We start from the raw sequence: 24764 nt of genomic DNA, 5'->3' as shown, positions 1-24764 counted from the left end.
TCCCTTAACGTTCTCGTATGCGTGCCGACAGGCTGGTCTCACTGGTGCTGCTCCTGCGCCAACGCGGGCAGCTGACGGCGGACACACTGGCCCGCGAGCTGGACGTATCCACCCGCACCGTGCTGCGCGACATCGAGGCACTGTCCGCGGCCGGCGTCCCGGTCTACGCCGAACGCGGCAGGCACGGCGGTTTCGCGCTGTTGCCCGGTTTCCAGACCAAGCTCGCCGGACTGAACCACGACGAGGCCCTCGCCCTGCTGACCGCCGGATCGGGGCGCGGCGACCAGGTCTTCGGGCTCGGCCCGGCGCTCGCCTCGGCCATGCGCAAGGTGGTCGACGCGCTCCCCGAAGGCCACCGGACCTCCGCGAGCGACGCGGCCCGGCGATTCCTCGTAGACCCGGAGGCCGACCTGCTCTCGCGCCGCCGCCCGGTCACCGAGGAGGTCCCCGACACCACCATGTTCGAGGTCAGGCGTGCGGTGCTCGCCGGACACAAGCTGCGCATCCACTACGCGGCCACGGGACAGACGCCGCAGTGGCGCACGGTCGACCCGATCGGCCTGGTCACCGTACGGGACCGGGGCTACTTGCTGGCCACGAGATCCGGCGAGGACCGCACCTACCGGCTGTCGCGGGTGCTGGCCGCCGAGGAGCTCCCCGAACCGGCACAGCGACCCAACCGCGTCGATCTGGACCGGATCTGGCGGGAACGCTCCGCGCAGTTCCTGTCCGGCGGCGACCACATCACCGTGCTGGTACGGATGGACCCGGCGCGGCGGGAGGAGCTGCTGGACACCGCGCTGGCCGTCCGCGCGGAAGAACCCGACGCAGACGGCCGGCTGCGGCTGGAGGTGACCTTCCAGGATTTCCGCCACGCCGAATGGGCACTGTGGCAGCTCAGCACGGACGCGGAAGCCCTGGCCCCGCAGTCGTTGCGCACCTCCCTGCGCAACCGCGGCGCGGCGATGGCCGCCCGGTACGGCGACTGACCCTGACGCGGGTCCCACGGACCGTTTAGGGTTGCGCGCATGGACAACGAACGTTCGACAGGGCCAACGGGCTTCAGGTAGCCCGCCAGGAGGTACCTGGCGGTTGCCGCGAACGGAGTCCGTCCCGTGACACGCACCGCTCGTCATCTTCCCCCTTCACACAGCCGGAACGCACACGACCGCGCATCAGGAGGCCCTTGGCGTTCTGTGGTTCTCTACGACCTCAGGTACAGCGCGCTCACCTTCAGCGACGCGACACGAGAGGCCCGAAGGCCCCAACCTCGCATGGTCCGCCGCACGGTGGACGTCTACTCGTTCCCTCGATACCAGCAGGACCGCTCCGTCGCTTGGGCCTCCGCAGCGGAGGAACGCCGGGCGCGCCAGCGGCTGCGAGCCCAAGTAGGGACTGTCCTGAGGCTGGTGCGTTCCACCACCGATGAACTCGCACTCGACGCCGCGGACACGGTGGACATACCGCCGGCACGTCATCGGCGTGGCTCGCTCTGGCTCGCGTAACCGCCGCGGGAGAGCCGCCCTCCCCCTCACTCGCGCCGGCCGATGCCCATGGCATCGGCCGGCAGCGAAGCCCACGCGCACGCCGGGGCTTCACGCACACCACACCGGCCTAGGCCGACTCCTCCAGGTCCGGCTTCCAGTCCCGGGAGAGGAGGCCGAGCACCACGTCGTCCAGGAACTCGCCCATCACCCAGGCCGAGGAGCGCAGCACGCCCTCGCGGACGAAGCCGTTGCGCTCGGCTGCGCGCAGCATCGCGGCGTTGTCCGACAGCGTCTCGAGCTGCAGCCGCTGCAGGCCGCGCACGATGAACCCGTAGTGACACATCACCGCGACGACGTCGGTGCCGTAGCCCTTGCCGCGGGAGGACGGCCGCAGTCCCATCCCGATGTGCGCGGACCGGTTGTGGTTGTCGATGCCCCACAGCGTCGCGGTACCGACGAGCGTGCCGCCGTCCAGCTCGACCACGGAGAACGAGACGTGCCCTTGCTCGTTGTCGTCCACCACGAGCCGCGAGTCCTTCGAGCCGGGCGTGATCGGCCGCCACGGCCGGAGTTCGGACCGCGAGTAGTTGACCACGTCGTCGTGGAGCTCGGTCTGCAGGATCGGGATGTCATCGTCGTGCCGGGCTCTGAGCCCGACCTTGCTGCCCTTTAGCATGCGAGGTTCCTATCCGACCAGGCTGGTCGGCGGCAAACCCATTTGCGGCCGCCGGGCTCCGCGCTGTCATCGGCGGTGCCCAGGTGCGCGGGGAGTGTGAATAGGGTGACCCCATGTCTGTCACATTGAGCTCCGCGAAGGCCGCTGCCGCGCTCCGTACCTCGGCACGGGTATCCGCCGAGTTGCTGGTGGTCCTGCTCATGGCGGCGGCGGCCCTGTGGGTCCTCAGCCGGATGTGGTCGGTCGTCTGGCCGCTCATAGTCGCCCTGTTCCTCACCACCCTGACCTGGCCCGTGGCCGCATTCCTGCGCCGGCGCGGGTGGCGGCCCGCTCTTGCCGCCTCCACGGTGACCGTGCTGTTCCTCCTGGTGGCCGCGGGCATCGTGGCGCTGATCGCCGTGCCCGTGGCCTCCCAGTCGGGCGAACTGGTCGACGGCGTGTCCGAGGGCATCCAACGACTGCGCGAGTGGGCGGCCGGGCCGCCGCTGAACATCGGCGACGACCAGATCACCGGCGCCTTCGACGCCGCGATGGACCGCCTCCAGAACAGCGTCGGCAGCGCGGTCTCCACCGTCGTCACGGGGGTGAGCACCGTCTTCAACGGTCTGATCACCGCAGTCCTGGCGCTCTTCCTGATGTTCTTCTTCCTCAAGGACGGCCCCCGCTTCCTGCCGTGGCTCACCCGCCAACTCCCCGGCCGGCTCGCCACCGACATCCCGGTCGTGGCCGCGCGCAGCTGGCAGACCCTGGGCTCGTTCGTCCGGTCCCAGGCCTTCGTCGGCCTCCTCGACGCCGTGTTCATCGGCCTGGGCCTGTGGATCGTGGGCGTACCCCTGGTGCTGCCGCTGGCAGTGCTGACCTTCGTCTCCGCGTTCGTGCCGATCGTGGGAGCCCTGTTCGCCGGCCTGGTGGCGGTGCTCATCGCGCTGGTGTCGAACGGCCTGACGGACGCGCTGATCGTGCTGGCCATCATCGTCGCGGTGCAGCAGCTCGAGGGAAACGTGTTCCAGCCCATGATCCAGAGCCGCAGCCTCGGTCTCCACGCGGCGGTGGTCCTGCTGGCAGTCACACTGGGCGGCAGCCTGGCCGGCGTCGTGGGCAGCCTGCTGGCCGTACCGGCGACCGCACTCTTCGCCGTCGTATGGAACTACCTGCGCGACCAGCTCAGCGAACCACCGCACGACCCGGAGGCCGACGAACGGCTGCCCACCGCTCCCGCACCGTCGTAGGACCGCGCCGCGGCGCCCGTCGTCCGGCCCGGCCCCGCCCCGCCACCGGGGAAGGACGCCGGCGCCGCGGCCCTCCCGAGCCGTGGTCAGTTCGGCGTGGCCGCACGCTCTGCCTGGAGGGTGCGCAGGAGGTCGAAGGCAGGGCCGTCCACCGGGCGCTGCGTGTTGCCGAGGACGATGACGGCGAGCCGCTTCTCCGGGTCGAACCCCACGAAGGAGGAGAAGCCCCCTGTCCCTCCGTTGTGCCAGATCTGGAGGTGGCCGCCCTGCCGGGGGTGCAGACGGTGGGCCATCCAGCCGAGGTGCACCCAGGTGAAGGAGTTCCTGCGGTGCTCGTACGCACGGCTCAGGCGGATCGCCTCGGCGAGCCCCGCGGGACCGCCGTCCAGCTGGGCCCGTACGAAGGCCACCAGGTCGGTCGCGGTCGACCGCAGGCCGCCCGCTCCCGCCAGGTCGGCCAGGTGCCACGGTGCGGCGGGCCGCCCCCGGCGCACGTGACCCTGCGCGGAGCGCTCCGAGCGGGCGTCGTCCACCGTCACGACGGTGTCGGTCATGCCCAACGGGGCGCAGATCTCACGCGTGATGAGGGTCTCGTACCCCGTGCCCGCCCGGCGGGCGAGCGCCAGCCCCAGCAGCCCGGCTCCGAGGTTGGAGTAACGGAACCGTTTCCCCGGAGTGGCCCCCAGACGGGTTCCGGCCAGCCCCGCCAGCAGGACGTCGGCCGTGCAGCCGGCGTACGGATCCGGCTTCGACGGGCGCAGCAGAGCCTGGAGCAGCATGCCCTTCGGCAATCGGGGCAGGCCGGAGGTGTGGGTGGCCAGATGCCGCAACGAGATCGGCTGACCGTCCCGTGACGGAACGACCGTCCCGGCGGGCAGCAGATCGCCGAGCGGCTCGTCCACGCCCACCGTGCCGGCGGATGCCAGGCGCGTCAGGGCCAGGGCGGTGAACGCCTTGGTCACCGAGCCGATCTCGAACAGGGTGCCGGGGCCGGGGACGTGCGGGCGGTCTGCGCCGGTGGTTCCGGCACCCCGTATCTCCACGACGTCATCCGCCACCGCGGCCACCACCACGCCGACGTGCCGCTCGGCCAGCCGGTCCGCGGTCTGCTGGGCGAGCGTTGCGAGTTCTTGTGCCATGACGGAATCATGGCGGCGTCCCCCCTCGCGACAGGTGCGCCCAGATGATGATTTCCGGCCGCCGGCACTGCGACCTGAGCAGTACGGCGAGGGTGCGGGGGAGGGGGCTCAGACGCCGCCCGCCGTCACGCAAAGCGGCTGGGTGCCCTTGATGTAGCTGCCGCCGACATTCATCCAGAAGACCGCGCACCAGCGGTCGCCGTTCGCACCGTCCTGGTACCCGGACCAGTAATGCGTGCGGTCCTTCCACTCCCCGTCCGTACTGTTCTTGACGGTGCCGTGCGGGCCGTACAGCTCCCAGTGGCCCAGGTTCGTGGTGGTGGAGGCGCGGACCTCCATTTTGACGACGTCGGCGTCGAACCAGTCGTTCTCGAAGTCCACACACAGTGTGTGGGTGATGAAGAGCGTGGTCGACTGACAACGCCTCCGGTCCTGCGGTGCGGCCTCGGCGGCGGCGGGGGCGATTCCCACCAGGACGATTCCCGCGGCCATCGCGGCGGACATGCGGCGCTTCATGCTGTCGTTCTTCCTTTCGGAGCGGGCGTACGGGGTTTCCGGGCGGATGCCTGCCGGCTCAGGTGATGACCGGGCTGCAGGCGGTGTCCATGAGGCCGCCCGCTTCGTAGAGGCTGGCGCAGACGCGCGCGGCGTCGCGGGGCATCATGATCGTGACCTCGAAGCGGGCGCCCTCGTCGTGCCGCCTGCCGCCCCACGAGCGGTCCCTGCCGAACATCTCCCTGTTCTGGGCGTCCAGGACCCGGACGTGGAGGCGCGGGTTGCCGACGCCCCAGGCGGAGGTGAAGCTCCCCGTGATCGTGTTGAGGTACTTGGACGTCTGGGCGTCCCATTCGACGCACAGGGCGCCCGCGCCCGACTGGATGCGGGTGCAGCCCTGGCCCGCCGCGGCCGACGCGGGCCCGGCGGACGCCATGGTGGCCAGAACGGCCCCCGCGCCCGCCAGGGCGAGACCGCGCCGGGTCAGCCGGGCCCCCCGGTTCCGCCGCATCTTCCGGTTCTCGTCTTTCTGCAAGGACATGTTGTGCCTTTCGGGATTCCGGCGAGGAGCAGACCCGCCGGCAAATGCCGTGTTCCGGGCCCGGTTTCAGCGTATGAAGGGCGAACGGCCGCCCTCTATCCGTTCTCCGCCGAATGGTCCGCGCGTATCGGATCGCCGGGACGGCCCGGATCCTAACCGCCCCGGCGGGCGTCAGCGCCTTTCGGCGGTGCGGGACGGCACCTGCCCGTACGCCTCGCGGTAGTACGCGGCGAACCGGCTCAGGTGGGTGAAGCCCCAACGCGTCGCGACCTCGGCGACCGTTTCGGACGCGGAACCGCCCGCGATGCGCAGCAGGTCCTGGTGCACGCGGTCCAGCCGTACGCGCCGCAGGTGGGCCGCCGGGGTGGTCCCGAGGTCGATCCGGAAGCGGTCCTGGAGGGTACGGGGGCTCACCCGCGCCGCCGCGGCCATGTCGGCGACCGACACCGGCTCACCCGCGTGTTCCTCGCAGTACGTCATGGCCCGGCGCACGGCACGCGGCAGCGCCGGATGGGCGTGCGCGGGCAGGGCGGCGCAGTGGTCGTGCGGCTGGAGGTCCACCAGGCCGTGCACGAGGACCTGTTCGAAGTGCGCGGCGGCCAGCGGTGACCGGGCCGCGAGGGGTGACGCGGTGAACTGCGCGAAGGCCCGCGCGGTCTCCAGCCAGGCGGCCACCGCCGGGTCGCCGTCCGCGAGGGCGGGGGCGAAGCGCAGGGCGGCGGCGGGTGGTTCGCCGGTCTGCGCGGTGACGGCGTCGTCGACCGCTGCCTGCGGAAGGAACAGGATGAGGGTGTCCGCCCTGGCCGACAGGGACATGCCCAGGGTCATCCCGGGACCGGCGACCGAGCACGACGTGGTGACCTCGCGGCCCGCCACCCGGACCGTCCCGTCACCGGCGAGCGGGATGTGGATGTTGTAGAAGTCGGGCAGCTCGCCCGCCGCGACCTCGACCGGGGCGCCCCACCCCAGCTCGTACAGCGCGAGGCCCCGCCGGTGCAGGCGGCGGAAGCGGCCCGGCCCCTGCTGTCCCCGGCCGACGCGCAGACGGTGGGGCGAGAACTCCTCGGTCACCACCTCGTCCAGCGCCTCGACGTCGTCCCCCTCGAACAGCATGTGCGGCCCGCCGGCCGCCGGTCCGCCCCGGCCGGCGGGTCCCGCTCCCTGTTCCCGTAACGCCGCCCCGCGCGTGCGCTCCCCGTACCTGCCCCGCATCTCGTCTCCCCCGGTCTCCGGCCGGTGATCAGCAGGTCGCGCGCACCGGCTTTTCCGCCGAATGGTACGGCTTTCAGGGGGCCTGTCAGGAGAGTTCCGAGGCTGTACGCGTGCTAAGGAGTGGCGGGGTGCGCCTCCAGCTCCGACTTCAGGTTGCGCAGGGTGGCCCGGATGTTCTTGCGCTGGAACTCGGCGAAGGTGTGCCCGCTCGTCGCGATCCTGTCGAACGTGTTCGCCACCGGGTCGGGCCAGCCGCGCCGGTCGTCGGTCCATGTCTCCGTCACCTCGGTGCCCTCCGGTACGGCGGCGAAACGGTACTCCCAGGTGGCGATCGGGCCGCGCAGCCACGGGCGGCGCAGGCCTATGGCGTGGACCTTGAACCGGAAGACCTCGTCCGGGTCGGCGGCCGTGACCGTGCAGCGGGTCGTCCAACGGAACGGGCCGCGCTTGTTGCGGCCGTCGAAGACCATTCCGACCCGAGTCGCGGTGCCGGGTCCCTCGGCCGGGGTCCCGCCCAGGTTCTCCGGGCTCCAGCGGCCCATGAGAGCGGGGTCGGAAACGTGCTGGTAGACCGTCGACGGGTCGGCCGCGACGATGATGGTGTCGCAAACGCTGAACGTGCGGGGCATGTGGCTCCCTCCTCAGGGCACGACGGTAGCGGTCGCCGCCCCGCCCGGACCCCGGGCCCCCGCCGCGGAGTCCGGATGACTCCCACGGCCTCGCCTCCCGCGGTGAGCCCGTGGTGAGCGTGCGGTGAGCCCCCGCCGCGACTGTTGGGGCATGGCCGGATCCGCCGCCGACCGGCCACCGAACAGGGAGCGACGATGAACGACCTGACCGGCGAGACGGCACTGGTGACCGGCGGCTCGCGGGGAATCGGCCGGGCGGTCGCGCTGCGGCTGGCGGCCGAGGGTGCGCTGGTCGCCGTCCACTACGGAGGCAACGACGAGGCGGCCAAGGAGACCGTGGCGCGGATCGAGGACGCGGGCGGGCGGGCGTTCGCGATCCGGGCGAGGTTCGGCGAGGACGGCGCGGTGGACCGGCTGTTCGAGGAATTGGTCGTGGGACTGGCGGCGGTCTGGACGTTCTCGTCAAGCGCTCGCCACAACGCCCAGGCCAAGGCCGTCTTCTACTTCGACTCGGTCGGCCAGGTCCACATGGACGCCTGGTCCCGCGGCCGGGTCGCCCTGATCGGCGACGCCACCCACTGCCCGTCCTCGCTGTCGGGCATGGGGTCGGGGCTCGCCCTGGTCGGCGCGTACGTCCTGGCGGGCGAACTGGCCGCCGCGCACGGCGACCACCGCGTCGCCCTCCGCGACTACTGCGAACCCGCCCGTCGGTAGGTGACGGTTCCGCACCGCCCCTGCTCAAGGCCGGGCAGGTCACACGGTGGGAGCGCGGGGGTGGTCTGCGGCGAGGCGGCGGGCCTCGGCCGTGACCTCGGCATCGATCTGAGCCGCCGCGCTGTCGCCGCCGAATTCGAGGAAGGCGTACTCGTCATCGAGTTCGGCGAGCCGTGCTGCCAGGCGCAGCTCATGCCCGTAACGCCGGTTGATCCGGAAAGTGAGCTCCCAAGGTTCCAGCTCGCCGGCCAGCATGCGTCGGGCGAGCGCTCGCACGGCGGCCTCCTGGCCGGCCTCGCTGGCGGCCGGATGGAGGATGAGGCCGAGCTCATCGAGCGCTTCGGGGAGCAAGTCGTGCACGTCGTAGTCCGCCTCGGCGCGTGTGCACGCTGCCAGCACCCGGAGCCCGGGGCCGTCCAGGCCGGCGACGAGCGCGTCACAGGCCGCGCTGACGACTTCGGCTGCGGGGATCTCGCCCACGCTCCAGAGAGCGGCGCGGTCCTGTAGTTCGCCGGCTGCTGCTTCGGTCGACTGCATCCGCCCATCTTCCCTTCAACCTTGGATGCCGGTCGAACGGGTGAGGTGGAGCGGATCGGGCCCGTTGGCGAGGGCTCTTCGCGTTCGACTCGTGCGGGCGGGCTGCGGGGCCTGCCGTTCGGATGGCTCAGCGCGTGAGGATGACGCGTCGGCGGATCCATAGGTCGCTGGTCGCGGCGGAGAGCAGGAAGTCCGCGACGTCGGCACGGGTGATCCTTCCGCCGACGCGTCCTCGGGTTCCGTCCAGCGGGATCGTCCTGTAGTCGGCGGTGGTCTGGCCGTTGGCGAACATCACGGGCAGGGCGATGGTCCAGACGCGGTCGCTGCGGGCGATGGTCTCATCGGCGATGCCCTTGTCCGCCATGAGCGTGCCCATCACCAGCTTCGCAGCGGTGGCCTGGAAGAGGGACTGGCGCCGGGAGGTGTCGCCCGAGCCGAGAGCCGAGAGCCAGACGAGACGCTCCACGCCGGCCGCGGCCATGGCTTCCAGGACGGGACCGGCGGTGCGGGTCGCGAGCGTGGACTTGTAGTCCTTGCCCGGTCCCAGGGCACAGATGAGGGCCCGGCTGCCCCGAGCCGCCTCTTCGACGTCCGCGGCGGAGGCGGCATCGCCGATGACGACGGTGACGCGTTCCTCGTCGCGCTGCGGCAGCCGGGCCGCGTCACGGACCAGCACGGTGACCCCGTGCCCGGCCGTGAGGGCTTGCCCGAGTACCTGCCGGCCGATGGGGCCCGTGGCACCGAGGAGGGTGAGCTGCATGATCAGGCCTCTTTCTGCGTGCGGGGCCCGGGGTCCGGAGTACGGGCCCCACGGCGACCGGCCCAAGGGCGACGCACCGTGCTGACCACCATCGGGAACTCCCCGCCGGCCGGAAGCGCGACTACGAGCCTAGCCGCGCGGCACTCCGCACAGCGGGCTCCGCGAACGCGGCGCACCGAGGACTGCACGATGGGCGCAGGAGGACCCCTCGGTCAACGGGCGGCGAGCCCCCAGGCGGCTCGCCTACTGCGGCTTCGGGCCCTTCATCAGCTTGCTGAGCTCTTCCAGGGGGCCTTCCTGCATGCCCCGGACGTAGTCCCAGCCGTTGTGGTCGCCGCCCTGGATCTCGTGGATCGTGACCTTGATCGGGCCCTTGCCGAACTGCTGCTGGAACTTCTCCATCCGGTCGCGGCCGCCCTCCTTGGTGCCGTACTGGAAGAGGACGTTCACCTCGGGGCCCTTGCCGTTGATCAGCTTCGGGGCGATCTTCTCGGGGTTGTTCGCGTCCATTTCCGCCTGGTGGCCCTTCCAGAGCGGGGAGTCCGGGACGATCTCGCCGCCGTTGGCGATGACGGCCCGGAAGCGGTCCGGCCGCTGCAGGAGCTGCTTGAGGCCGACGAAGGCGCCGGAGGAATTGCCCATGAAGGCCCAGCCGTCGCGGGACTTGTAGGTACGGAAGTTGGCCCGGGCGAGGTCGGGTACGTCCTCGCCGATCCAGGTGCCCATCTTGGCCTGGCCGGGGATGTCGGAGCCGTCGTAGTAGTACTTGCTGTCCGGGTTGAGGATCGGCATGACCAGGATGTACGGGAGGCTCTTGCCGGCTGCGGCGCCCTCGGCGATGGCCTTCTGGAGGCCCAGCTTCGGCATGGTCGCCCAGTAGTTGTCGGCGTTCCCGTTGCCTCCGGGCAGCGCGATCATGACGGGGAAAGCGCTCTTCGCGTACTCCGGGCGGTCGTACTCCTTGGGCGTCCACACCCAGACGCTGCCCTCGAAGCCGGACTTGGCGCCCTTCACCCGGGCCTTGGATATGCGGGTGCCGTCGTCCAGCTTCACCGTCTGTTTGAAGTCGGTGAACGGACCGGCGGGGAGGGATATGTCCGGGTCCGCGCTCGGCGTGGAGGCCGGCTTTCCGCCTCCGCCCCCGCTGCCGGTCGCCTTGTCCTTCCCCTCGTCCTTGGCCGCTCCGGCAGAAGGCTTCCCGTAGCTGACGGACTCCCCGTTCCCGTCGAACCAGTCCGTCGTCCAGAGGACCAACCCGGCGCCGGCGCCGGCGAGCAGGGCCACCGCCACCGCGGAGCCGATCCACACCTTCTTGCGGGATCGCCTGTGTTGCTGCGGCTGCGGCTGCTGGTACTCGTGCACGAACTTGCTCCGAACGGGGCGGCTGCCCTCGGGCGGGCAGAACGGGTGGGTCCTCCTTTTTGGATGCGCTTTTCGACTCCAAGGTTGCACATACATGCAGTAAATGTCGTTTAGTCTTCAAATGAGTGCGTCTGTGGCACACGCAACGGGGACTACGGGCAGAGCGAGGCGGGAGCCCAGGCGGTAGCGCATCTCTTCGGCGGCCCGGCGCACCTCTTCGGAGCGGCTCTCTTCCTCGAGCGCGCCGAGGAGCATCATGACCGCCCGCGCTTCGTCCCCGGTGAGCAGCTTCAGGCGGGTGTCGGTGACGGCGTCCAAGAGCACGCCGAGGAAGTCTTCTTCGTCCATCTCCATGCCGGAACAACGCGGTACCGCACCGCCGGTCACACCCCTGGGAACCCATTGCACTGCTGCTGAGCCGCACTGTCGTTTCGGGAGTCGAACCCGATGCGCTGCTCTCCGCGCGCCCTCCGCCGGTCGTGCACGCCTCCGGAGCGCAGCTGACGGCCGTGGCCTCGCCCCTCCCGCGCCGGCCTGCGCGCACCGGTCCGACCCGCACGAGCCCACCGTTCGTATGACCGGGGAGGGCTCTTCCGGTGACGGGAGGGCGCGTTGCGAGGCGCGCACGGGGCGGGCGGGGTACGTCATCTTCGCAGCGAAGACGCCGAGCACCGTTGAGGAGACCAGCCATGTACGCAGCAGTCCGGAGGTACGAAGGCGTGACCGATCCGGCCGAAGCCGGGCGCCTCGTCGACGAGGGGTTCGTGCCGATCATGCGCCAGGTCACCGGATTCGTGGCCTACTACTGGGTCGATGCCGGTGATGGGGTGATGGTTTCGACGAGCGTGTTCCAGGACCGTGCGGGCGCCGACGAGTCGATCGAGAGAGCGGCGGACTTCGTGCGGGAGAACCTCGCTTCGCTCCTCCCCAATGCGCCGCAGGTCACAGCAGGCGAGGTCGTCGCCTCCGCCTAGCGCCCGGCGGCGGTCTACGAGGCCGGGCACCGTGCGGGCACGGCGGTTCTGGGTGCGATCCGCATGCGGGTCCCGTCCCACAGCACGGTTTCGGCGGGGAGGATCAGCAGGCCGGCCTCGCTGTCGCCCCAGGCTACCCCGACGCGCCGTACGTGGACGGCGGCGCCGCCGGCGCCGGCCATGTAGACCGTCGGGTCGACCTCCCAGCCGCGCTCGGCCAGCCACTCCTCAAGCTCTGCCATGGCCGAGGCAGCCGCCCCGCGCGGCCACGTGTACGCGTTCTCGCCGTCCATGTCCTGTCCCCCCGTCGTGGTCGGCCGTTCGGCCACGAGCGATGCTCTCAGGTGGCACTGACAACGGCCCCGCAATTTCACCGCCGTCGCCCGGCCCACCTGAGGACGAAGGGCGTGCCGCGGCTGGTTGCCGCGGCACGCCCCTGTGGGTGGCCGGCAGGTCACTGCCCCCGATGGAGTGGCTGCCGGTCTTGGTCAGCGACGGTGGTTGTCGTGGTGTCCGCGGCGGCCCCAGCTCTCGGTGTCGATGACGCGTCCGCGGTCGTCGCGGAGGGTGGCGGTGTCGCGCTCGTCCCAGATCTGGTGGCGGCGGTCCTGGTACACGTCGCGGTGGGTGTCGCGTCCGTTGCCGGTGTGGACCTTGACGCTGGAGCGGCCGTCCAGGCGGAGGTGGTCGAAGCGGTAGCGGTTGCCGTCCTGGTCGGTGAGGGTGAAGCCGCGGAGGTTGACGGCGCCCCGGCCGGTGTTCTTCACCTCGACCCATTCACGGTTCAGGGCGCGGCTGTCGCGGCCGCGACCGTCGTGCTGGACGTCGCCGATGACGATCGAGGACTGCCGGCCGTGGTGGCCGCGCCGGTCGTCGTCGTGGGCGGCGGCCGGAACGGCGGCCGCGCCGACCAGGGCGCCGGCGGCCAGGACCGCGGCGAGGAGGCGGCGGGTGGCGGGGGAAGCAGACATGCAGATGGCTCCTTGAACAGTCAGCCCAGCCCGGTGTTGTGCGAGCCGGGCGGGCTCCGTGCGGTTCCCGGCGTCCTGCCGAGAACCCACACTTTGGCGCGCACCATCGCCAATCGCCACAACTCGTGATGTGTGTTTCTCAATGCGGACATGTCCGTAACTCTCGCTTGTACGGGGCAAGGGTCAAGGCCCGGTTGACGTGAATCGCGCAGCGGTGGGTGCGGCCTCCGCATTGTCGGAGCAGAGAGGGTTTCGGCCACATAACCAGTTCATTCGCGCCATGCCGTGCGCTGTGCGCCGAACGGGTTCAGGCTCCTGTAACAGCCGCTCGCGCCGTACGGATCCCGTTGCGTCAGCCAGGGGGATGGTCTCCGGGCCGTCATCACCGGGCGGGATACTTGCCCGATGGACGTATCGAGGGCTTCCTGGGCCAACACGACACACGATTGGTCCGGCCTCGTCGATGCCGACCATCTGGCGCACATCCGACGGAATCCCGCGGAGTTCGCTCCGGACGGACCCTGGCACCTCGTCCTCGAGGTGCTCGCCTACGCCGCCGACGAAGCGGCGAGCAAGGGCGGGGGAAGCTGCGCCGTCGTCCTCCACCCCGACGGTTCGCTGTCCGTGCGGGATGACGGACGGGGCACCGACACCCGCGTGGACGAGCACGGCCAGGTCGTGAAGAAGCCGGTCATGGCCACGAAGGATCTCCGCTTCTTCGACTTCCCGCAGGCCGAGGTGCTGCCCGACGGCCGGCCCCGGCGCGGCATGTCGGTGGTCGCGGCGCTCAGCGAGTGGCTCGCCCATACCAACCGCCGCCTCAACGGGGCCTGGACCCAGCGCTACGAACACGGCGTGCCCGTCAGCGGCCTTGAGCCCGTGGAGGTCGACGGCACGACGGGAACGCTGGTCCATTTCAGGCCGGACCCGTCGTTGGGTTCGGTGACCGTTCCGCCCGCCGGCGACCTTGCGCGCCTGGCCACGGTCTGGCCGCATCTGGAGGTCCACGTCGACGACCGGCGCAACGACTGAGGGATCAGCGCGAGTTCAACGGCCGAGAGGCTGTCGAAAGGATGTCGCGAGGCGACCTCGTGGACCACGCCCCGGATCCCGCCGTGCGGCCTACAGCTGGTAGCCGCCGGAGACCTCGATGTCCTGGGCGGTGATCCAGCGGCTCTCGTCGCCGACCAGGGTCGCGATCAGCGAGCCGACGTCGTCGGGCTCGCCGACCCGGCCGAAGGCGGTCTTCGCGGCGATGGCCGGTACGACCTCGGGGAAGCGGGTGAACGCGTCGTCGCCGAGCCGGGTGCGCGTGGCGCCGGGCGAGACCGCGTTGACGCGGATGCCGCGCGGACTGAACTCCTTGGCCATGTAGCGGGTCAGCACGCTGAGGCCGCCCTTCATCGCCGCGTACGCCCCGTAGCCGGGCTCCAGCCCGGAGGTCGCGGTCGCCGCGCTGCTGCTGACGTTGACGACGGAGCCGCCGTCGGCCATCAGCGGGAGGAGCCGCTGGGTCAGGAAGTACGGGCCCTTGAGCAGCACGCGCATCAGCCGGTCGAAGTCCTCCTCCTCGGTGTCCTCGATCAGCGAGGTCTGGGCGATGCCGGCGTTGTTGACCAGGTGGTCGAACGTGTCGCGGCTCCAGATCGTGCGGAGCGCCTCGGCCACGGACTCGCGGAAGGCGTCGAAGCCGGCGCTGTCGCCGAGGTCCAGGTGCAGTGCGACGGCCGTGCCGCCCTCCTTCTCGATGGCGGCCGCGGCGTCCTCGGCGCCCAGCCGGTTGCGGCCGTAGGTGAGGATCACTCCGGTCCCGCGTTCGGCGATCCGGATGGCGGCGCTCTGTCCGATACCGGAGCTGGCGCCCGTGACGATGGCGACCTTCATGATGGTCCTCCTGGGAGTCCGTAGGGATTCGGTACCTCCATTGGACGCCTCTGACCTGCTGTTTCGATAGAACGATCGTCCAGGAGACTTGCCTGATCCTCCCGAGCGCGGGATGCGGACGCCGGTCCTGTGCTGCACTGGAACCATGGATCTGGAAGAGCTGCGGAGCCTGCTCGCCCGGCACGCGCGCCCGGACGCGACCACGGCCATCGACGGGGTGCTCGTATCGAAGGTCGACCGGTCGGACGCACCGGAGCCGGCGACCACCGGCACCGTGCTCGCGGTCATCGCGCAGGGCACCAAGCGCCTGGCCGTGGGGGACCGGGTGCTGGAGTACGGCGCCGGACAGTACCTCGTGGCCTCCGTCGACCTGCCGGTCACCGGCCAGTTCCTGCGCGTCGGACCGGACTGCCCGGCCCTGGGCTTCGGCCTGCTGCTGGAGCCCTCCGACATCGCCGAACTGCTGCTGCTCGCGGGTCCCGGGGACGTCCCCCGCGCCGGCGGCGGCGCCGCGGCGGCGCTCGCCGTCTGCGACGCGCCCGACGAACTGCTCGACGCGGTGGTGCGCCTGCTGCGGCTCCTCGACCGGCCCCGCGACCGCGCAGCGCTCGCGCCCCTGGTCAAGCGCGAGATCCTGTGGCGGGTGATGACCGGGGAACAGGGCGGCACCGTACGCCAGCTCGGTCTCGCCGACAGCGGCCTGAGCCATGTGGCGCGGGCGGTGGCGTGGATCCGCAGCCACTACGCGCAGCCGTTCCGGGTCGAGGACCTGGCACGGCTGTCCGGCATGAGCCAGTCCGCCTTCTACCGGAACTTCCAGGCCGTGACCGCGATGAGCCCGCTCCGGTTCCAGAAGCAGATCCGGCTCCAGGAAGCGCGGCTGCTGCTGGCCACCGGTCCCGGCGACGTCACCGGGGTCGCCCACCGCGTCGGGTACGACAGCCCGTCGCAGTTCAGTCGTGAGTACCGGCGGCAGTTCGGCACTCCGCCCAGCAAGGACGCCGCCCGGCTGAGGCTCGATGTCTCGCTCAGCCGGGACCGACAGGCCGTGGTCCCCGACCGGGCAGGCGGGCCCTGACGTCGCCCGGTCCGCCAGTTCAAGTGGTGCGAGCTCAATCGGACGGCGTGGCCGAGGACCACACGCCGAACCACTGCTCGGCGCCGTACTCCTCGAACCGCTCGACCTCGGTGAACCCCAGCTTCTTCGCGACGCGCATCGAACGGTCGTTGGCGGCCTGGGTGGTGAGTACCACCGGCTCGCCGGGCCGCGCGCCGGCGAACCAGTCGAGAGCCGCCGCGCACGCCTCGGAGGCGTACCCGCGCCCCCATGCCCGCGGCAGGAACAGGTAGCCGAGTTCGGTTTCCCCGGCTTCCGGGCGGACGTGACCCGGACGTTCCGCGTCGCGCGGATCGAGTGTGGTCATGCCGACCATCGCTCCGTCGAGCTCGATCACGAAAAGGCCGGGGCGCCGCCCGGGCACCTCGGGCATCGCGCGCTCGAGCTCGTCACGCGGTCGGGAGCCGCCGGTGTAGGTGCCCACCTCTGGCGAGGCGAACAGCTCGATGAACGCCGCACGGTCCCGGGCCTCGGACTCACGGAGCACCAGCCGCTCGGTCCTGATCGGGGCAGGCGGCCAGGCGACGGGGTGCACTGTGGTCTCGTCCGGCATGGAACGGCTCCTGATTCCTCTCGGCCACACGGTTCGACCTCGTACGGCCATGGCAGGCGACGACTTCTGACGTCGCCACACACCGAGACGCGCTCGGACGAGCTGCCGGTTGCCGTCCGCCCGGAACGGTCCGCCGGACACGCCATGGACGAAGGGTGCGAAGGCCGGGCGGGTGGGAGCTACGGGAGACGTGTCGCAGTCCGGACGAGGTCGGCGACGGCTCTGGACCGGCTGTGCGGTGGCCAGGCGATCACGGTGGTGACGGTCGGCGCGTCCAGCACGGGCACGGCGGCGAGGTCGGCGGTCAGTTGGGCTCGGCACGACTCCGGTGAGACCGCACAGGCACGGCCGTGCGCGACGAGCTGCAACAACTGCGCATGGTCGCGGACCTGCGGGCCCGGGCCGGGCGGGTAGGTGCCGTCGGGGTCGGGCCAGCGGGGGAGGGGCAGGCCCGGCAGCCCGGTGATGTCGGCCATGTGCACATGGGCCCGGGCGGTGAGCGGATGCCCGGCCGGCAGGACCGCGACCTGGCCCTCCGTGCTGAGCTCTTCGGTGTGGAATCCGGCCGTCGAGTCGAACGGCCGGTGCAGCAGCGCCACATCGGCCCGGCCCTCGCGCAGGAGCCGTTCCTGCTCGGCCGGACCGCACAGGAGGACCTCGACGGGGACCGCGTCGGGTTCGGCGGCGTACGCGTCGAGCAGTCTCGCCAGCAGTTCCCTGGAGGCGCTGGCCTTCGTGACCAGGACCAGGCCGGGGCGGCCGCTCACGGAAAGGGCGGCGCGGCGGGTCCGCCGCTCGGCGGCCTCGACCGCGTCGAGAGCCGCCCGGCCCTCGACCAACAGCACCGAGCCGGCCTCGGTCAGCGTGACCGTGCGACTGGTCCGATCCAACAGCACTGCCCCGAGCCGGCGTTCGAGCCGCTGGACCGCCCGTGACAACGGTGGCTGCGCGATCCCGAGCCGCTGCGCGGCACGCCCGAAGTGCAGCTCTTCGGCGACAGCGACGAAATACCGCAGTTCCCGGGTCTCCATCCGGCCACGCTATCCCGGATCAATACCCTGGCGGTATCGTTGCGCACCCGATTGGTCTTGGACCCCGGCCGGGGCCCGAAGGCAGCATCGTCCCCATGACTGAACGGACGATCGCGCTGGTCACCGGCGCGAACAAGGGAATCGGCTACGAGATCGCCGCAGGCCTGGGCGCCCTCGGCTGGAGCGTCGGCGTCGGCGCCCGCGACGAGCAGCGCCGCAGCGCCGCGGTGGAGAAACTGCGCGCCGCCGGCATCGACGCGTTCGCCGTACCGCTGGACGTGACCGACGACGCGAGCGCGACCGCCGCCGCACGGCTGATCGAGGAACGGGCCGGACGCCTCGACGTGCTCGTCAACAACGCCGCCATCGCAGGCGACATGCCACAGGAGCCCACCCGGATCGACCCCGCCACCATCCACACCGTCGTGGACACCAACGTGATCGGTGTCATCCGCGTCACCAACGCGATGCTGCCGCTGCTGCGCCGCTCCGCAGCACCACGGATCGTGAACATGTCCAGCACCGTCGGCTCCCTCACCCGGCAGTCGGGACCCGCCGCCGAGCAGACGGCGGGTCCGGTGTCCGCGGCGTACGCGCCGTCGAAGACGTTCCTGAACGCCGTCACCCTCCAATACGTCCGGGAGCTGAGCGGCACGAACATCCTGATCAACACCGGCTGCCCCGGCTACGTCGCCACCGACCTCAACGGCTTCCGCGGCGTGCGCACCCCCGAACAGGGCGCGGCGATCGCCATCACACTCGCGACCCTGCCCGACGACGGCCCCACCGGACAGTTCTTCGACGACGCCGGCGCAGTGCCCTGGTGATGTGCCCGGTGGCCATCACCCGCCAGGCTGATGCCGCTGCGCCCATCGGCTCGGCGCCGACGGCGGTGCGGTCCGCGTCGTTCTGTTACGGGGCCATGACACTCCAGCACTTTTGAACACGCTCAACGACCGCTAGGTTCTTGAACATGATCAAAACTGGGTACGGGGCATGGGTGAGCGAGTTCCAGGCCGAGCGGGAGCGGCGGGCGGCTGTGGGCGACCCCGACTGGGGGAAGGGCGCGCGGCTGCCGGCCGAAATCGTCCGTAGCATCCAGAAGTTCCAGGTCGGCGAGGACGGCGACGGTTCCGCGCTCTGCGGCAAGGCCGATCTCGCGGGTGATCCGGTCTACTCCGAGGCGGTCCGGCTCTTCGTCGCCGAGGAGCAGAACCATGCGCGGATGCTGAAGCTCCTGCTGGCAGCCGGTGGGGCGGGCACCCTCGACGGGCACTGGAGCGACGCGACCTTCGTCCGCGTGCGGCGGCTGCTCGGACTGCGGGTGGAGCTGCTGGTGTTGATGATCGCCGAGGTCGTGGCGCTGGGGTACTACCGGGCCCTGCGCGACGGCGTCGCCGACCCGCTGGCCTCCGAGGTCGCGGGCCGGATCCTGGCGGACGAGGAACGGCACGTTCCCTTCCACTGCCTACGCCTGCGCGAGGGCCTCGCCGGGCTGCCCAGGCCCGCCCGTCGATCGGTGACGGCCGGTTGGCGCGGACTGCTGGCCGGCGCCGCCGTCCTGGTCGCGGTGGACCACGGCCCGGCCTTGCGGGCGTTGGGGGTGGGCCGGGGTGCGTTCGTCGCGCAGACCCTGCGCTCCTCCGCGTGGATGGCCCGCGCGATGTCGGGCGGCCCGGTTCCCGCACCGGCCGGGGCCGGCGCGGGAGTGTGACCTTCGCCGTTGTCGGGAGGTGGGGGGCGGCCGGGCGCCTGTGGCCGAGCCGTCCATGACCTGTGGTGTACTCGGCCGGTGGACATGGCTTCCCGGGAGGTCCGCTCCCCCTCGACCAGGTCGTGGCGGTTCTGCAAGACCTGAACGAGTTCGTCGTTTCTCTCGACAGGCTCAGATCGCGCCAGGGGGCGGGAACAGCCGACGAGCGCACCGTCGGCCAGTTCGTCGACGACTGGGACGTCCTTCACAGGCTGGCCCAGGCCCGGCGCGTCATCGACGTTGCGCTCGACGCGCAGCTGAGCGAGGAAGAGAACCTGGAGATCGACGAGCTGTGCGAGCAGGGCCGGTTCTTCGGCGACCGCGCGTAGGGCCAGCGGACTCGAGTGCGAACCCGCGGCGAGTGGTTCCCGGTGTTCGTCACTGGTGCGGGACGGCGATGCCGGCCGCGCGCAGGTTCGCCTCGACCAGTGCGTTCAGCCGGGCGATGGACGGTGCCTCGTCTTCGCGGTGGTGGTTGACCACCCCGTAGCGGGAGGCGGCGTCGGACCGGTTCCGAAATCCGGTCGGCGTCGCCAGCAGGTCGCGGTTGGCCAGCAGCTTGTTGGTCAGGGTCGACGCCAGCTCCTCGATCCGGGGGTCGTCCGGATCCCAGGACCTCGCATCCCAGCCGCGCTTGGTCAGCTCGACGTGCTCGGGATCTTCAAGGGATTGTTCGAGCCGGATCAGGAAGCTGTCGAAGATCTCCGGAACCAGCGCCCGGGCCAGGATCAGGGCCTCCCGCTGACCGGCCACGTAGTCGGGATCGAAGCCGAGATCGGCGAGTCGGTCCAAGACCGCGCAGGCCCGGTCGGGCAGCAGGACCCGGTCGCCATGGGCGAGCCGGTGCAGCGTGTCGCGGCGCCCGATCAGGTCCTCGATCCGTTCGGTGAGCCGGCGGTGTACGTCGTCCAGGGCGGCGGCGAACCGCTCGGGATCGGCGTCGAGCAGGTCGCCGATCTCGGCCAGCGGCACGCCGGCCCCGGCCAGGGTCCGGACCTGGACCATGCGGAGCAGGTCGGCGGACGCGTAACGCCGGTAGCCGGAGCTGTCACGCTCCGGCTCGGCGACCAGCCCGAGCCGGTGATAGTGCCGCACGGTCTTGATCGTGACGCCGACGAACGCTGCCGCCTGCCCGATCGTGAGCCCGTCTGCCATCGGCTCAGCACCCCTTCGGATCGTGGGTGGCTGTGGTCGCGCGAACCGCCGGGCCGACGAGGGCGCGGAAACCCTTCGGGCTCACCTCGGGGTTCGGGTTGCGGGTGATCACAAGGGCGAGGGTAGCGCGCATCCGTTCGAGCGCATTCCCCTTGCCGCCGAGGCCGGTTGAGGCCGGTTGAGGCCGGGAGGCGAGCCGACGACGCCTGCGATCGGTGGCGGTCGAACCGTGATCGCGAAGGGTGTTGACCTTGACCTTGGGTCAGGGTCCATGGTCATTGCATGGCCGCCGAGAAGGGGCCGGGTACTCGGCAGGGCTGCCGTGGGATCGAACACCGTGGACACGGACATGGACACGCACATGGACAGGGAGATCATGATGGGAACGAGCAACGGCGGCTTCTCCGAAGGCGGGCTGCGCGCACTGCGCGACGTACTGGCACGGCACGTCGAGTCCAAGAGGATTCCCGGGCTCGTCGCCCTGGTCAGCCGCGGCGGCCGGACGCACGTCGAGGCGATCGGGACGATGCGCCATGACGGTGGCCCGCCGATGCGCCGGGACACGATCTTCCGGATGGCGTCCACGTCCAAGCCGGTCACGATGGCAGCGGTGATGATCCTGCTCGATGAGCAACGGCTGCGGATGGACGAGCCGGTGGATCCGTGGCTGCCCGAACTCGCCGACCGGCGCGTGCTGAAGCGGCCCGACGGCCCGCTGGAGGACACCGTGCCGGCACGGCGGCCGATCACCGTACGCGACCTGTTGACCTCCACGTTCGGGCTCGGAGTGGACTTCGAGTTGCTGGACTCCCCGATCAGGGCCGCGACCTTCGAGCGCCTCGACTACAGCGTGGCATCCGGGCCGGCGCCCGACCCGGACGAGTGGATGCGCCGCCTCGGCGAGCTGCCCTTGTCGTACCAGCCCGGTGAGCGGTGGCAGTACGACCTCAGCAACGAGGTGCTCGGCGTGCTCGTCGCCAGGGTCACGGGCCGGCCGTTGGAGACCTTCCTGCGGGAACGCATCCTCGATCCGCTCGGGATGAAGGACACCGCCTTCCACGTGCCCGCAGGCAAGATCGACCGGCTGCCGCCCCTCTACGGACCCGATCCGCAGACCGGAGAGTTCCTCGTGTGGGACGAGGCGGCCGGCGGACGGTCCAGCCGGCCTCCGGCGTTCCAGGGAGCGGGCGGCGGGCTCGTCTCCACCGTCGACGACTACCACGCCTACTTCCGGATGCTGCTGAACCACGGGATGCACGGCAGCGAACGCATCCTCTCCCGGCCCGCCGTCGAGCTGATGACCACCAACCGCCTCACGCCCGGGCAGCAAGCCGCCCGCGACGCGATGTACGGGAACATCGCCCATGTCGCGGTCGGCCAGGGACTGCACGGTGGCTGGGGCTTCGGGATGGCCGTACGCACCCGTCGCGTCGACTACGCGCCCGTCGGCCAGTTCGGCTGGGACGGCGGTACGGGCACCACCGCCTACGCCGACCCGGCCAACCAGCTCACCGGAATCCTGCTCACCCAGGTCGGGATGTCCACCCCGGATTCACCGCGGCTCATCCACGACTTCTGGACCACGCTCTACCAGGCCATCGACGACTGACGAAGAGCTCGAAACCGCGAGTACGGCGGCATCGTCTGCGTCCGCGACGGCCATGTTCAGCGGCGGACACTCCGTCGGGTACGGCGTCATACCCGGCATGGAGACGCTCTACTCGTTCCCGGGTGACGGTGACGGCGGGCCCCCCGAGCCCCACAAGCCCCACAGGCGCCACGGGCGACGCGCAAAGCGCCTACGCGACGGTCGTACGCGTGGGGAGTTCGCTCGTCGTCATCAGCAGCGTCCTCTCGCTGACCCGAGAAGAGGCCGACACCGTCGCGGCGTTCATGTCCGTCGCCGTGGAGCAGGTCACGTCGGACCACCCCGAGCCGGTCGACGCGGGCTCGTGATGCGGCGTAAGGCCCTCGTGCGCGGAGGTTTGCCGGACTCAATCTGGAGGCATCTCTAAAATTAGAAGTGTCTCTAAGTTTTGCGGGAGGGGAGGAGGTGCCCGTGCAGACGGAGCGCGAGCAGACAGCCGAAGGGGGGCTGCGCGAGCAGCACAAGGCCCGGAGGCGGTTCCGGATCCTCGACGCGACGCGCGAATTGCTGAGGGAGAGCCCGGGATCGGTGATCAGCACCGAGCGGATCGCCGAGCGCGCGGAGGTCTCGCCGGCCACCGTGTACAACCTGATCGGACCGCGGGAGAAGATCTGGGAGGCCCTCGCCGACGGGTTCATGGACGAACTCGAGGACCGGTTGGCGGAGCTGGGAGCCGGTGACCCGCGGGAGGTCGTCAGGTCGACCGTCCAGCTCTTCGTCGGCGACCCGGTCGTGTCCCGTCGCATGGTGCGCGGCTGGGAGGAGAGCGGCCTCGTACTCGACCGCAGTCCGCTCGTCCAGCTCCGCCGGGCCATGGCGGAAGCGCGGACATGCGGCCTCCTGCGCGCCGACGTGGACACCGACGCGTTGGCCGCCGTGGTCAGTACCTCGTGTGTCGGCGCGCTGCACCGATGGGTCGCCGCCCTGATCGATGACGACGAGTTCCTCGCGAACGCCCTGTTCGCACTGGACGTCGCGCTCGCCGCCGCGGCCGCGGATCCCCACCGCGACCAGCTGCTGGCGCCGCTGCGAGCCCGGGGCGCGGTATGACGGCCGGCGCCCCGCCACGGCGCCGGGACTTCGTGGGCCACGGCGGGATCCGGCTCGCGGCGGACGTGTGGGGAGAGGGGTCCTCTCCCCCTCTCGTCCTGCTGCACGGCGGCGGCCAGACACGGCACGCCTGGGACCGCACCGGTCCTCGGCTGGCCGCGCTGGGGTGGCGCGCCATCGCCCCGGACCTGCGCGGGCACGGGACCAGCGCATGGTCGGCCGACGGAGACTACGCCCTCGACCTGTTCGCCGAGGACGTCCGGGCGATCACCGCCCAGCTCGGCAGCCGGCCGGTACTCATCGGTGCCTCGCTCGGCGGCCTGGCCTCGCTGCTCGCCGCCGGAGAGGCACCGCACGCGGCGATCCGTGCCCTGGTGCTCGTCGACGTCGCCCATCGACCGGATCCCCGCGGGTTCCGCCGGATCGTCGCGTTCATGCGCGGCCATCCGGACGGATTCGCCGACGTGGGGGAGGCGGCCGCGGCGGTGTCCGCCCACCTGCCGCGCCGCCCGCGGCCGTCCGACCCCGAAGGGCTACGGACCAACCTGCGACGCCGCGGCGACCGCTGGGTGTGGCACTGGGACCCCCGGATGCTGGACTGCTTCGAGGGCCGGATGGACCCACCGGGCATGGCGGAGCGTCTCCTCGGCGCCGCGCGCCACGCCGACGTGCCGATCCTGCTCGTCCGCGGCGGGGTCAGCGACGTGGTGCGCGAGGACGTCGCGGAGCAGTTCTGCGCCAGGGTTCCCCGCGCGCGGCGCATCGATGTCCTCGATGCCGGGCACATGGTGGCCGGCGATCGGAACGACCACTTCCTCGACGCGATCGTCCCGTTTCTGGAATCGCTGGAGACGGCCGAATGAGCGAGCCCGCGCACCGCCCCGGCCCGCGCCCCCGCCTCCAGCAGGCCGGCCGGCTGCGGAGCCGGTGGGTCAGGGGTGTTCCGACTGGGCGTAGAGCCTGGCGGCGAGGGGGCCGAGGGCAGTGCCGTAGCTGTGGGAGTCGTCGCTGCTGACGTTCACGGCGACCACCGTTCCCATGCCCGCCGGATCGAGGTCGACGACGTACGGGCCGCCGCTCGAACCGACGCCCATGAGACAGGGGATCCGGAAGAGCTTCGGCGCACGCCGCGGCTGGATGCCGGGGCCCTCGCAATGCAGCACCCGACTGGTGTAGGGGTAGCCGAACTGGTGGGTGGGGTTTCCCGGTTTCGCGCCGAAGGCGATCCTCTGGGCTCCGACCACCGCCGAGACGGTCCGTCCATCCGCAGCGTGGTTCATCTCCAGCATCGCGACATCGTTGCCGTCGGCCTGCCAGTCCTCGGCCATGTGCACCCTGCGTACGGTGAACCCGCCGTGGGGGCTCTGCCCGTCCCGGTAGCCGGGAACGAAGTACAGGTTCTCGTCCCATGTCGCCGTCTGCGAGGATCCGTTGGAGAGGCTCGTGCGCACGCAGTGGGCCGCGGTCACGACGGTGTTCGTGCCGACGACCGTCGCGGTGCAGGCCGCGTCCTGCCCGCCCGTGGCATAGAGGCGGCCGACGGTCAGGGCGATGGCACCCCCCTCGTCCCACTCCGGCTGTACGAAGTCCTCGGACCGCTCGGCCCGCGCCATCCCGGCGATACCGTGGCCCACCCAGTACTGCTCGACCCGCTGCTGCTCGGCCGCACTGAGCGCCGCCTCACGAGCCAGGACGGCCTCGGTTGCCTTCGCCGCGTGGGAGGACGGTCCGCATCCGGCGACCGAAACGAGCAGCACCCCTGCCGCCGCCGCCGCCCAGCCCCGAGCTCGTCTGAATGTCATGTGGTTCGCCCCCAAGATCGGCTCAGGCTACTTCACGGCGCGCAC

The 24764-nt window shown here is 71.2% G+C and carries 30 protein-coding genes and 1 pseudogene; 14 read left to right on the top strand and 17 right to left on the bottom strand.

The annotated features are described in order from the left end of the window. Positions 1 to 17 precede the first annotated feature (17 nt). Complete coding sequence (locus tag AB0D29_RS16750) at positions 18 to 989, top strand: WYL domain-containing protein (RefSeq protein WP_362854847.1); 972 nt, start codon at positions 18 to 20, stop codon at positions 987 to 989. A gap of 625 nt (positions 990 to 1614) precedes the next feature. Here the strand turns inward: AB0D29_RS16750 and AB0D29_RS16745 are convergent. Further along, positions 1615 to 2163: a GNAT family protein gene (locus tag AB0D29_RS16745; RefSeq protein WP_362854845.1), complete on the bottom strand. Its 549-nt coding sequence runs from the start codon at positions 2161 to 2163 to the stop codon at positions 1615 to 1617. A gap of 113 nt (positions 2164 to 2276) precedes the next feature. Between AB0D29_RS16745 and AB0D29_RS16740 the strand changes: the two genes are divergently transcribed. Then, a complete protein-coding gene (locus tag AB0D29_RS16740; RefSeq protein ID WP_362854843.1) occupies positions 2277 to 3392 on the top strand; it encodes an AI-2E family transporter in 1116 nt (371 codons plus the stop codon). 86 nt (positions 3393 to 3478) lie between these two features. Here the strand turns inward: AB0D29_RS16740 and AB0D29_RS16735 are convergent, their stop codons facing one another. The 5 genes from AB0D29_RS16735 to AB0D29_RS16715 all read right to left on the bottom strand — a co-directional run bounded on the left by AB0D29_RS16735 (position 3479) and on the right by AB0D29_RS16715 (position 7408). Further along, positions 3479 to 4531 (bottom strand): serine hydrolase domain-containing protein, encoded by a 1053-nt coding sequence (locus AB0D29_RS16735; RefSeq protein WP_362854841.1) that lies wholly within the window; start codon positions 4529 to 4531, stop codon positions 3479 to 3481. A 108-nt stretch (positions 4532 to 4639) separates the two neighbouring features. Then, on the bottom strand, positions 4640 to 5047 hold the full coding sequence (locus tag AB0D29_RS16730; protein WP_362854839.1) for a hypothetical protein: 408 nt from the start codon (positions 5045 to 5047) through the stop codon (positions 4640 to 4642). Between the two features lie 58 nt (positions 5048 to 5105). Then, positions 5106 to 5567, bottom strand: coding sequence for a hypothetical protein (locus AB0D29_RS16725; RefSeq protein WP_362854837.1), 462 nt, complete (start codon positions 5565 to 5567; stop codon positions 5106 to 5108). A 171-nt stretch (positions 5568 to 5738) separates the two neighbouring features. Further along, a complete protein-coding gene (locus tag AB0D29_RS16720) occupies positions 5739 to 6779 on the bottom strand; it encodes an AraC family transcriptional regulator (RefSeq protein ID WP_362854835.1) in 1041 nt (346 codons plus the stop codon). Between the two features lie 113 nt (positions 6780 to 6892). Then, on the bottom strand, positions 6893 to 7408 hold the full coding sequence (locus AB0D29_RS16715; protein ID WP_362854833.1) for an SRPBCC family protein: 516 nt from the start codon (positions 7406 to 7408) through the stop codon (positions 6893 to 6895). 195 nt (positions 7409 to 7603) lie between these two features. On the opposite strand from AB0D29_RS16715, the pseudogene AB0D29_RS16710 reads away from it, so the two are divergent. Continuing rightward, a pseudogene (locus AB0D29_RS16710) lies at positions 7604 to 7849 on the top strand (SDR family NAD(P)-dependent oxidoreductase); the annotation flags it as partial. 87 nt (positions 7850 to 7936) lie between these two features. Beyond that, positions 7937 to 8122 carry an FAD-dependent monooxygenase gene (locus tag AB0D29_RS16705; RefSeq protein WP_362855127.1) on the top strand — a complete coding sequence of 62 codons (186 nt, stop codon included), beginning with the start codon at positions 7937 to 7939 and terminating at the stop codon, positions 8120 to 8122. Between the two features lie 39 nt (positions 8123 to 8161). Here AB0D29_RS16705 and AB0D29_RS16700 read toward each other — a convergent pair whose 3' ends face one another. From AB0D29_RS16700 to AB0D29_RS16685, 4 genes are all read right to left on the bottom strand, one after another. Beyond that, positions 8162 to 8659 carry a hypothetical protein gene (locus AB0D29_RS16700; protein WP_362854831.1) on the bottom strand — a complete coding sequence of 166 codons (498 nt, stop codon included), beginning with the start codon at positions 8657 to 8659 and terminating at the stop codon, positions 8162 to 8164. Positions 8660 to 8786: 127 nt separating this feature from the next. Then, positions 8787 to 9419, bottom strand: a complete 633-nt coding sequence (locus AB0D29_RS16695) for an NAD(P)-binding oxidoreductase (RefSeq protein ID WP_362854829.1) — start codon at positions 9417 to 9419, stop codon at positions 8787 to 8789. A gap of 243 nt (positions 9420 to 9662) precedes the next feature. Continuing rightward, positions 9663 to 10781 (bottom strand): alpha/beta hydrolase-fold protein, encoded by a 1119-nt coding sequence (locus AB0D29_RS16690; RefSeq protein ID WP_362854827.1) that lies wholly within the window; start codon positions 10779 to 10781, stop codon positions 9663 to 9665. 117 nt (positions 10782 to 10898) lie between these two features. Next, positions 10899 to 11135 carry a hypothetical protein gene (locus AB0D29_RS16685; RefSeq protein WP_362854825.1) on the bottom strand — a complete coding sequence of 79 codons (237 nt, stop codon included), beginning with the start codon at positions 11133 to 11135 and terminating at the stop codon, positions 10899 to 10901. A 335-nt stretch (positions 11136 to 11470) separates the two neighbouring features. Between AB0D29_RS16685 and AB0D29_RS16680 the strand changes: the two genes are divergently transcribed. Then, positions 11471 to 11755: a hypothetical protein gene (locus AB0D29_RS16680; RefSeq protein ID WP_362854823.1), complete on the top strand. Its 285-nt coding sequence runs from the start codon at positions 11471 to 11473 to the stop codon at positions 11753 to 11755. 14 nt (positions 11756 to 11769) lie between these two features. On the opposite strand, the gene AB0D29_RS16675 is transcribed toward AB0D29_RS16680, so the two are convergent. Both AB0D29_RS16675 and AB0D29_RS16670 read right to left on the bottom strand, forming a co-directional pair. Beyond that, positions 11770 to 11997 carry a hypothetical protein gene (locus AB0D29_RS16675; RefSeq protein WP_362854821.1) on the bottom strand — a complete coding sequence of 76 codons (228 nt, stop codon included), beginning with the start codon at positions 11995 to 11997 and terminating at the stop codon, positions 11770 to 11772. A gap of 246 nt (positions 11998 to 12243) precedes the next feature. Next, complete coding sequence (locus tag AB0D29_RS16670) at positions 12244 to 12726, bottom strand: lamin tail domain-containing protein (RefSeq protein ID WP_362854819.1); 483 nt, start codon at positions 12724 to 12726, stop codon at positions 12244 to 12246. A 405-nt stretch (positions 12727 to 13131) separates the two neighbouring features. On the opposite strand from AB0D29_RS16670, the gene AB0D29_RS16665 reads away from it, so the two are divergent. Then, a complete protein-coding gene (locus tag AB0D29_RS16665) occupies positions 13132 to 13758 on the top strand; it encodes an ATP-binding protein (RefSeq protein WP_362854817.1) in 627 nt (208 codons plus the stop codon). Positions 13759 to 13848: 90 nt separating this feature from the next. On the opposite strand, the gene AB0D29_RS16660 is transcribed toward AB0D29_RS16665, so the two are convergent. Next, the gene (locus AB0D29_RS16660) at positions 13849 to 14610 is read right to left on the bottom strand and encodes an SDR family oxidoreductase (protein WP_362854816.1); all 762 of its coding nucleotides are present in this window, start codon (positions 14608 to 14610) and stop codon (positions 13849 to 13851) included. A gap of 145 nt (positions 14611 to 14755) precedes the next feature. Here AB0D29_RS16660 and AB0D29_RS16655 point away from each other — a divergent pair, with 145 nt between their 5' ends. Further along, positions 14756 to 15688: an AraC family transcriptional regulator gene (locus AB0D29_RS16655; protein WP_362854814.1), complete on the top strand. Its 933-nt coding sequence runs from the start codon at positions 14756 to 14758 to the stop codon at positions 15686 to 15688. A gap of 34 nt (positions 15689 to 15722) precedes the next feature. Here the strand turns inward: AB0D29_RS16655 and AB0D29_RS16650 are convergent, their stop codons facing one another. Both AB0D29_RS16650 and AB0D29_RS16645 read right to left on the bottom strand, forming a co-directional pair. Then, the gene (locus tag AB0D29_RS16650) at positions 15723 to 16280 is read right to left on the bottom strand and encodes a GNAT family N-acetyltransferase (RefSeq protein ID WP_362854812.1); all 558 of its coding nucleotides are present in this window, start codon (positions 16278 to 16280) and stop codon (positions 15723 to 15725) included. 179 nt (positions 16281 to 16459) lie between these two features. Next, positions 16460 to 17311 carry a LysR family transcriptional regulator gene (locus AB0D29_RS16645; RefSeq protein WP_362854811.1) on the bottom strand — a complete coding sequence of 284 codons (852 nt, stop codon included), beginning with the start codon at positions 17309 to 17311 and terminating at the stop codon, positions 16460 to 16462. A 95-nt stretch (positions 17312 to 17406) separates the two neighbouring features. Here AB0D29_RS16645 and AB0D29_RS16640 point away from each other — a divergent pair, with 95 nt between their 5' ends. The 3 genes from AB0D29_RS16640 to AB0D29_RS16630 all read left to right on the top strand — a co-directional run bounded on the left by AB0D29_RS16640 (position 17407) and on the right by AB0D29_RS16630 (position 19393). Then, the gene (locus tag AB0D29_RS16640) at positions 17407 to 18138 is read left to right on the top strand and encodes an SDR family NAD(P)-dependent oxidoreductase (protein ID WP_362854810.1); all 732 of its coding nucleotides are present in this window, start codon (positions 17407 to 17409) and stop codon (positions 18136 to 18138) included. A 146-nt stretch (positions 18139 to 18284) separates the two neighbouring features. Continuing rightward, positions 18285 to 19025 carry a ferritin-like domain-containing protein gene (locus AB0D29_RS16635; RefSeq protein ID WP_362854808.1) on the top strand — a complete coding sequence of 247 codons (741 nt, stop codon included), beginning with the start codon at positions 18285 to 18287 and terminating at the stop codon, positions 19023 to 19025. 122 nt (positions 19026 to 19147) lie between these two features. After that, a complete protein-coding gene (locus tag AB0D29_RS16630) occupies positions 19148 to 19393 on the top strand; it encodes a hypothetical protein (RefSeq protein WP_362854806.1) in 246 nt (81 codons plus the stop codon). A gap of 49 nt (positions 19394 to 19442) precedes the next feature. On the opposite strand, the gene AB0D29_RS16625 is transcribed toward AB0D29_RS16630, so the two are convergent. Continuing rightward, a complete protein-coding gene (locus AB0D29_RS16625) occupies positions 19443 to 20219 on the bottom strand; it encodes a MerR family transcriptional regulator (protein ID WP_362854804.1) in 777 nt (258 codons plus the stop codon). Positions 20220 to 20598: 379 nt separating this feature from the next. Between AB0D29_RS16625 and AB0D29_RS16620 the strand changes: the two genes are divergently transcribed. The 4 genes from AB0D29_RS16620 (at position 20599) to AB0D29_RS16605 (ending at position 23780) form a co-directional block, all read left to right on the top strand. After that, complete coding sequence (locus AB0D29_RS16620) at positions 20599 to 21828, top strand: serine hydrolase domain-containing protein (protein ID WP_362855125.1); 1230 nt, start codon at positions 20599 to 20601, stop codon at positions 21826 to 21828. Positions 21829 to 22037: 209 nt separating this feature from the next. Then, positions 22038 to 22175: a hypothetical protein gene (locus AB0D29_RS16615; protein ID WP_362854803.1), complete on the top strand. Its 138-nt coding sequence runs from the start codon at positions 22038 to 22040 to the stop codon at positions 22173 to 22175. 103 nt (positions 22176 to 22278) lie between these two features. Next, positions 22279 to 22917 (top strand): TetR/AcrR family transcriptional regulator, encoded by a 639-nt coding sequence (locus tag AB0D29_RS16610; protein ID WP_362854802.1) that lies wholly within the window; start codon positions 22279 to 22281, stop codon positions 22915 to 22917. After that, positions 22914 to 23780, top strand: coding sequence for an alpha/beta hydrolase (locus AB0D29_RS16605; RefSeq protein ID WP_362854801.1), 867 nt, complete (start codon positions 22914 to 22916; stop codon positions 23778 to 23780). Before AB0D29_RS16610 ends, AB0D29_RS16605 begins: the two co-directional genes overlap by 4 nt. Positions 23781 to 23849: 69 nt before the next feature. On the opposite strand, the gene AB0D29_RS16600 is transcribed toward AB0D29_RS16605, so the two are convergent. Further along, a complete protein-coding gene (locus tag AB0D29_RS16600) occupies positions 23850 to 24719 on the bottom strand; it encodes a trypsin-like serine protease (RefSeq protein ID WP_362854800.1) in 870 nt (289 codons plus the stop codon). Between the last annotated feature and the right edge of the window lie 45 nt (positions 24720 to 24764).

The sequence above is a fragment of the Streptomyces sp. NPDC048424 genome (assembly GCF_040651555.1).
Classification (GTDB): Bacteria; Actinomycetota; Actinomycetes; order Streptomycetales; family Streptomycetaceae; genus Streptomyces.
The sequence above is the reverse complement of the archived record's forward strand: the minus strand, read 5'-3'. Positions and strand labels throughout refer to the sequence as shown.

What these genes read in the sequence shown, in the direction of transcription:
- AB0D29_RS16705 (WP_362855127.1), top strand. Translation starts at nt 7,937, where the DNA reads ATGGACGCCTGGTCCCGCGGCCGGGTCGCCCTGATCGGCGACGCCACC.
- AB0D29_RS16720 (WP_362854835.1), bottom strand. Translation starts at nt 6,779, where the DNA reads ATGCGGGGCAGGTACGGGGAGCGCACGCGCGGGGCGGCGTTACGGGAA.
- AB0D29_RS16645 (WP_362854811.1), bottom strand. Translation starts at nt 17,311, where the DNA reads ATGGAGACCCGGGAACTGCGGTATTTCGTCGCTGTCGCCGAAGAGCTG.
- AB0D29_RS16745 (WP_362854845.1), bottom strand. Translation starts at nt 2,163, where the DNA reads ATGCTAAAGGGCAGCAAGGTCGGGCTCAGAGCCCGGCACGACGATGAC.
- AB0D29_RS16675 (WP_362854821.1), bottom strand. Translation starts at nt 11,997, where the DNA reads ATGGCAGAGCTTGAGGAGTGGCTGGCCGAGCGCGGCTGGGAGGTCGAC.
- AB0D29_RS16695 (WP_362854829.1), bottom strand. Translation starts at nt 9,419, where the DNA reads ATGCAGCTCACCCTCCTCGGTGCCACGGGCCCCATCGGCCGGCAGGTA.
- AB0D29_RS16640 (WP_362854810.1), top strand. Translation starts at nt 17,407, where the DNA reads ATGACTGAACGGACGATCGCGCTGGTCACCGGCGCGAACAAGGGAATC.
- AB0D29_RS16685 (WP_362854825.1), bottom strand. Translation starts at nt 11,135, where the DNA reads ATGGAGATGGACGAAGAAGACTTCCTCGGCGTGCTCTTGGACGCCGTC.
- AB0D29_RS16605 (WP_362854801.1), top strand. Translation starts at nt 22,914, where the DNA reads ATGACGGCCGGCGCCCCGCCACGGCGCCGGGACTTCGTGGGCCACGGC.
- AB0D29_RS16740 (WP_362854843.1), top strand. Translation starts at nt 2,277, where the DNA reads ATGTCTGTCACATTGAGCTCCGCGAAGGCCGCTGCCGCGCTCCGTACC.
- AB0D29_RS16730 (WP_362854839.1), bottom strand. Translation starts at nt 5,047, where the DNA reads ATGAAGCGCCGCATGTCCGCCGCGATGGCCGCGGGAATCGTCCTGGTG.
- AB0D29_RS16660 (WP_362854816.1), bottom strand. Translation starts at nt 14,610, where the DNA reads ATGAAGGTCGCCATCGTCACGGGCGCCAGCTCCGGTATCGGACAGAGC.
- AB0D29_RS16700 (WP_362854831.1), bottom strand. Translation starts at nt 8,659, where the DNA reads ATGCAGTCGACCGAAGCAGCAGCCGGCGAACTACAGGACCGCGCCGCT.
- AB0D29_RS16670 (WP_362854819.1), bottom strand. Translation starts at nt 12,726, where the DNA reads ATGTCTGCTTCCCCCGCCACCCGCCGCCTCCTCGCCGCGGTCCTGGCC.
- AB0D29_RS16715 (WP_362854833.1), bottom strand. Translation starts at nt 7,408, where the DNA reads ATGCCCCGCACGTTCAGCGTTTGCGACACCATCATCGTCGCGGCCGAC.
- AB0D29_RS16750 (WP_362854847.1), top strand. Translation starts at nt 18, where the DNA reads ATGCGTGCCGACAGGCTGGTCTCACTGGTGCTGCTCCTGCGCCAACGC.
- AB0D29_RS16655 (WP_362854814.1), top strand. Translation starts at nt 14,756, where the DNA reads ATGGATCTGGAAGAGCTGCGGAGCCTGCTCGCCCGGCACGCGCGCCCG.
- AB0D29_RS16625 (WP_362854804.1), bottom strand. Translation starts at nt 20,219, where the DNA reads ATGGCAGACGGGCTCACGATCGGGCAGGCGGCAGCGTTCGTCGGCGTC.
- AB0D29_RS16735 (WP_362854841.1), bottom strand. Translation starts at nt 4,531, where the DNA reads ATGGCACAAGAACTCGCAACGCTCGCCCAGCAGACCGCGGACCGGCTG.
- AB0D29_RS16725 (WP_362854837.1), bottom strand. Translation starts at nt 5,567, where the DNA reads ATGTCCTTGCAGAAAGACGAGAACCGGAAGATGCGGCGGAACCGGGGG.
- AB0D29_RS16680 (WP_362854823.1), top strand. Translation starts at nt 11,471, where the DNA reads ATGTACGCAGCAGTCCGGAGGTACGAAGGCGTGACCGATCCGGCCGAA.
- AB0D29_RS16600 (WP_362854800.1), bottom strand. Translation starts at nt 24,719, where the DNA reads ATGACATTCAGACGAGCTCGGGGCTGGGCGGCGGCGGCGGCAGGGGTG.
- AB0D29_RS16650 (WP_362854812.1), bottom strand. Translation starts at nt 16,280, where the DNA reads ATGCCGGACGAGACCACAGTGCACCCCGTCGCCTGGCCGCCTGCCCCG.
- AB0D29_RS16635 (WP_362854808.1), top strand. Translation starts at nt 18,285, where the DNA reads ATGATCAAAACTGGGTACGGGGCATGGGTGAGCGAGTTCCAGGCCGAG.
- AB0D29_RS16620 (WP_362855125.1), top strand. Translation starts at nt 20,599, where the DNA reads ATGGGAACGAGCAACGGCGGCTTCTCCGAAGGCGGGCTGCGCGCACTG.
- AB0D29_RS16665 (WP_362854817.1), top strand. Translation starts at nt 13,132, where the DNA reads ATGGACGTATCGAGGGCTTCCTGGGCCAACACGACACACGATTGGTCC.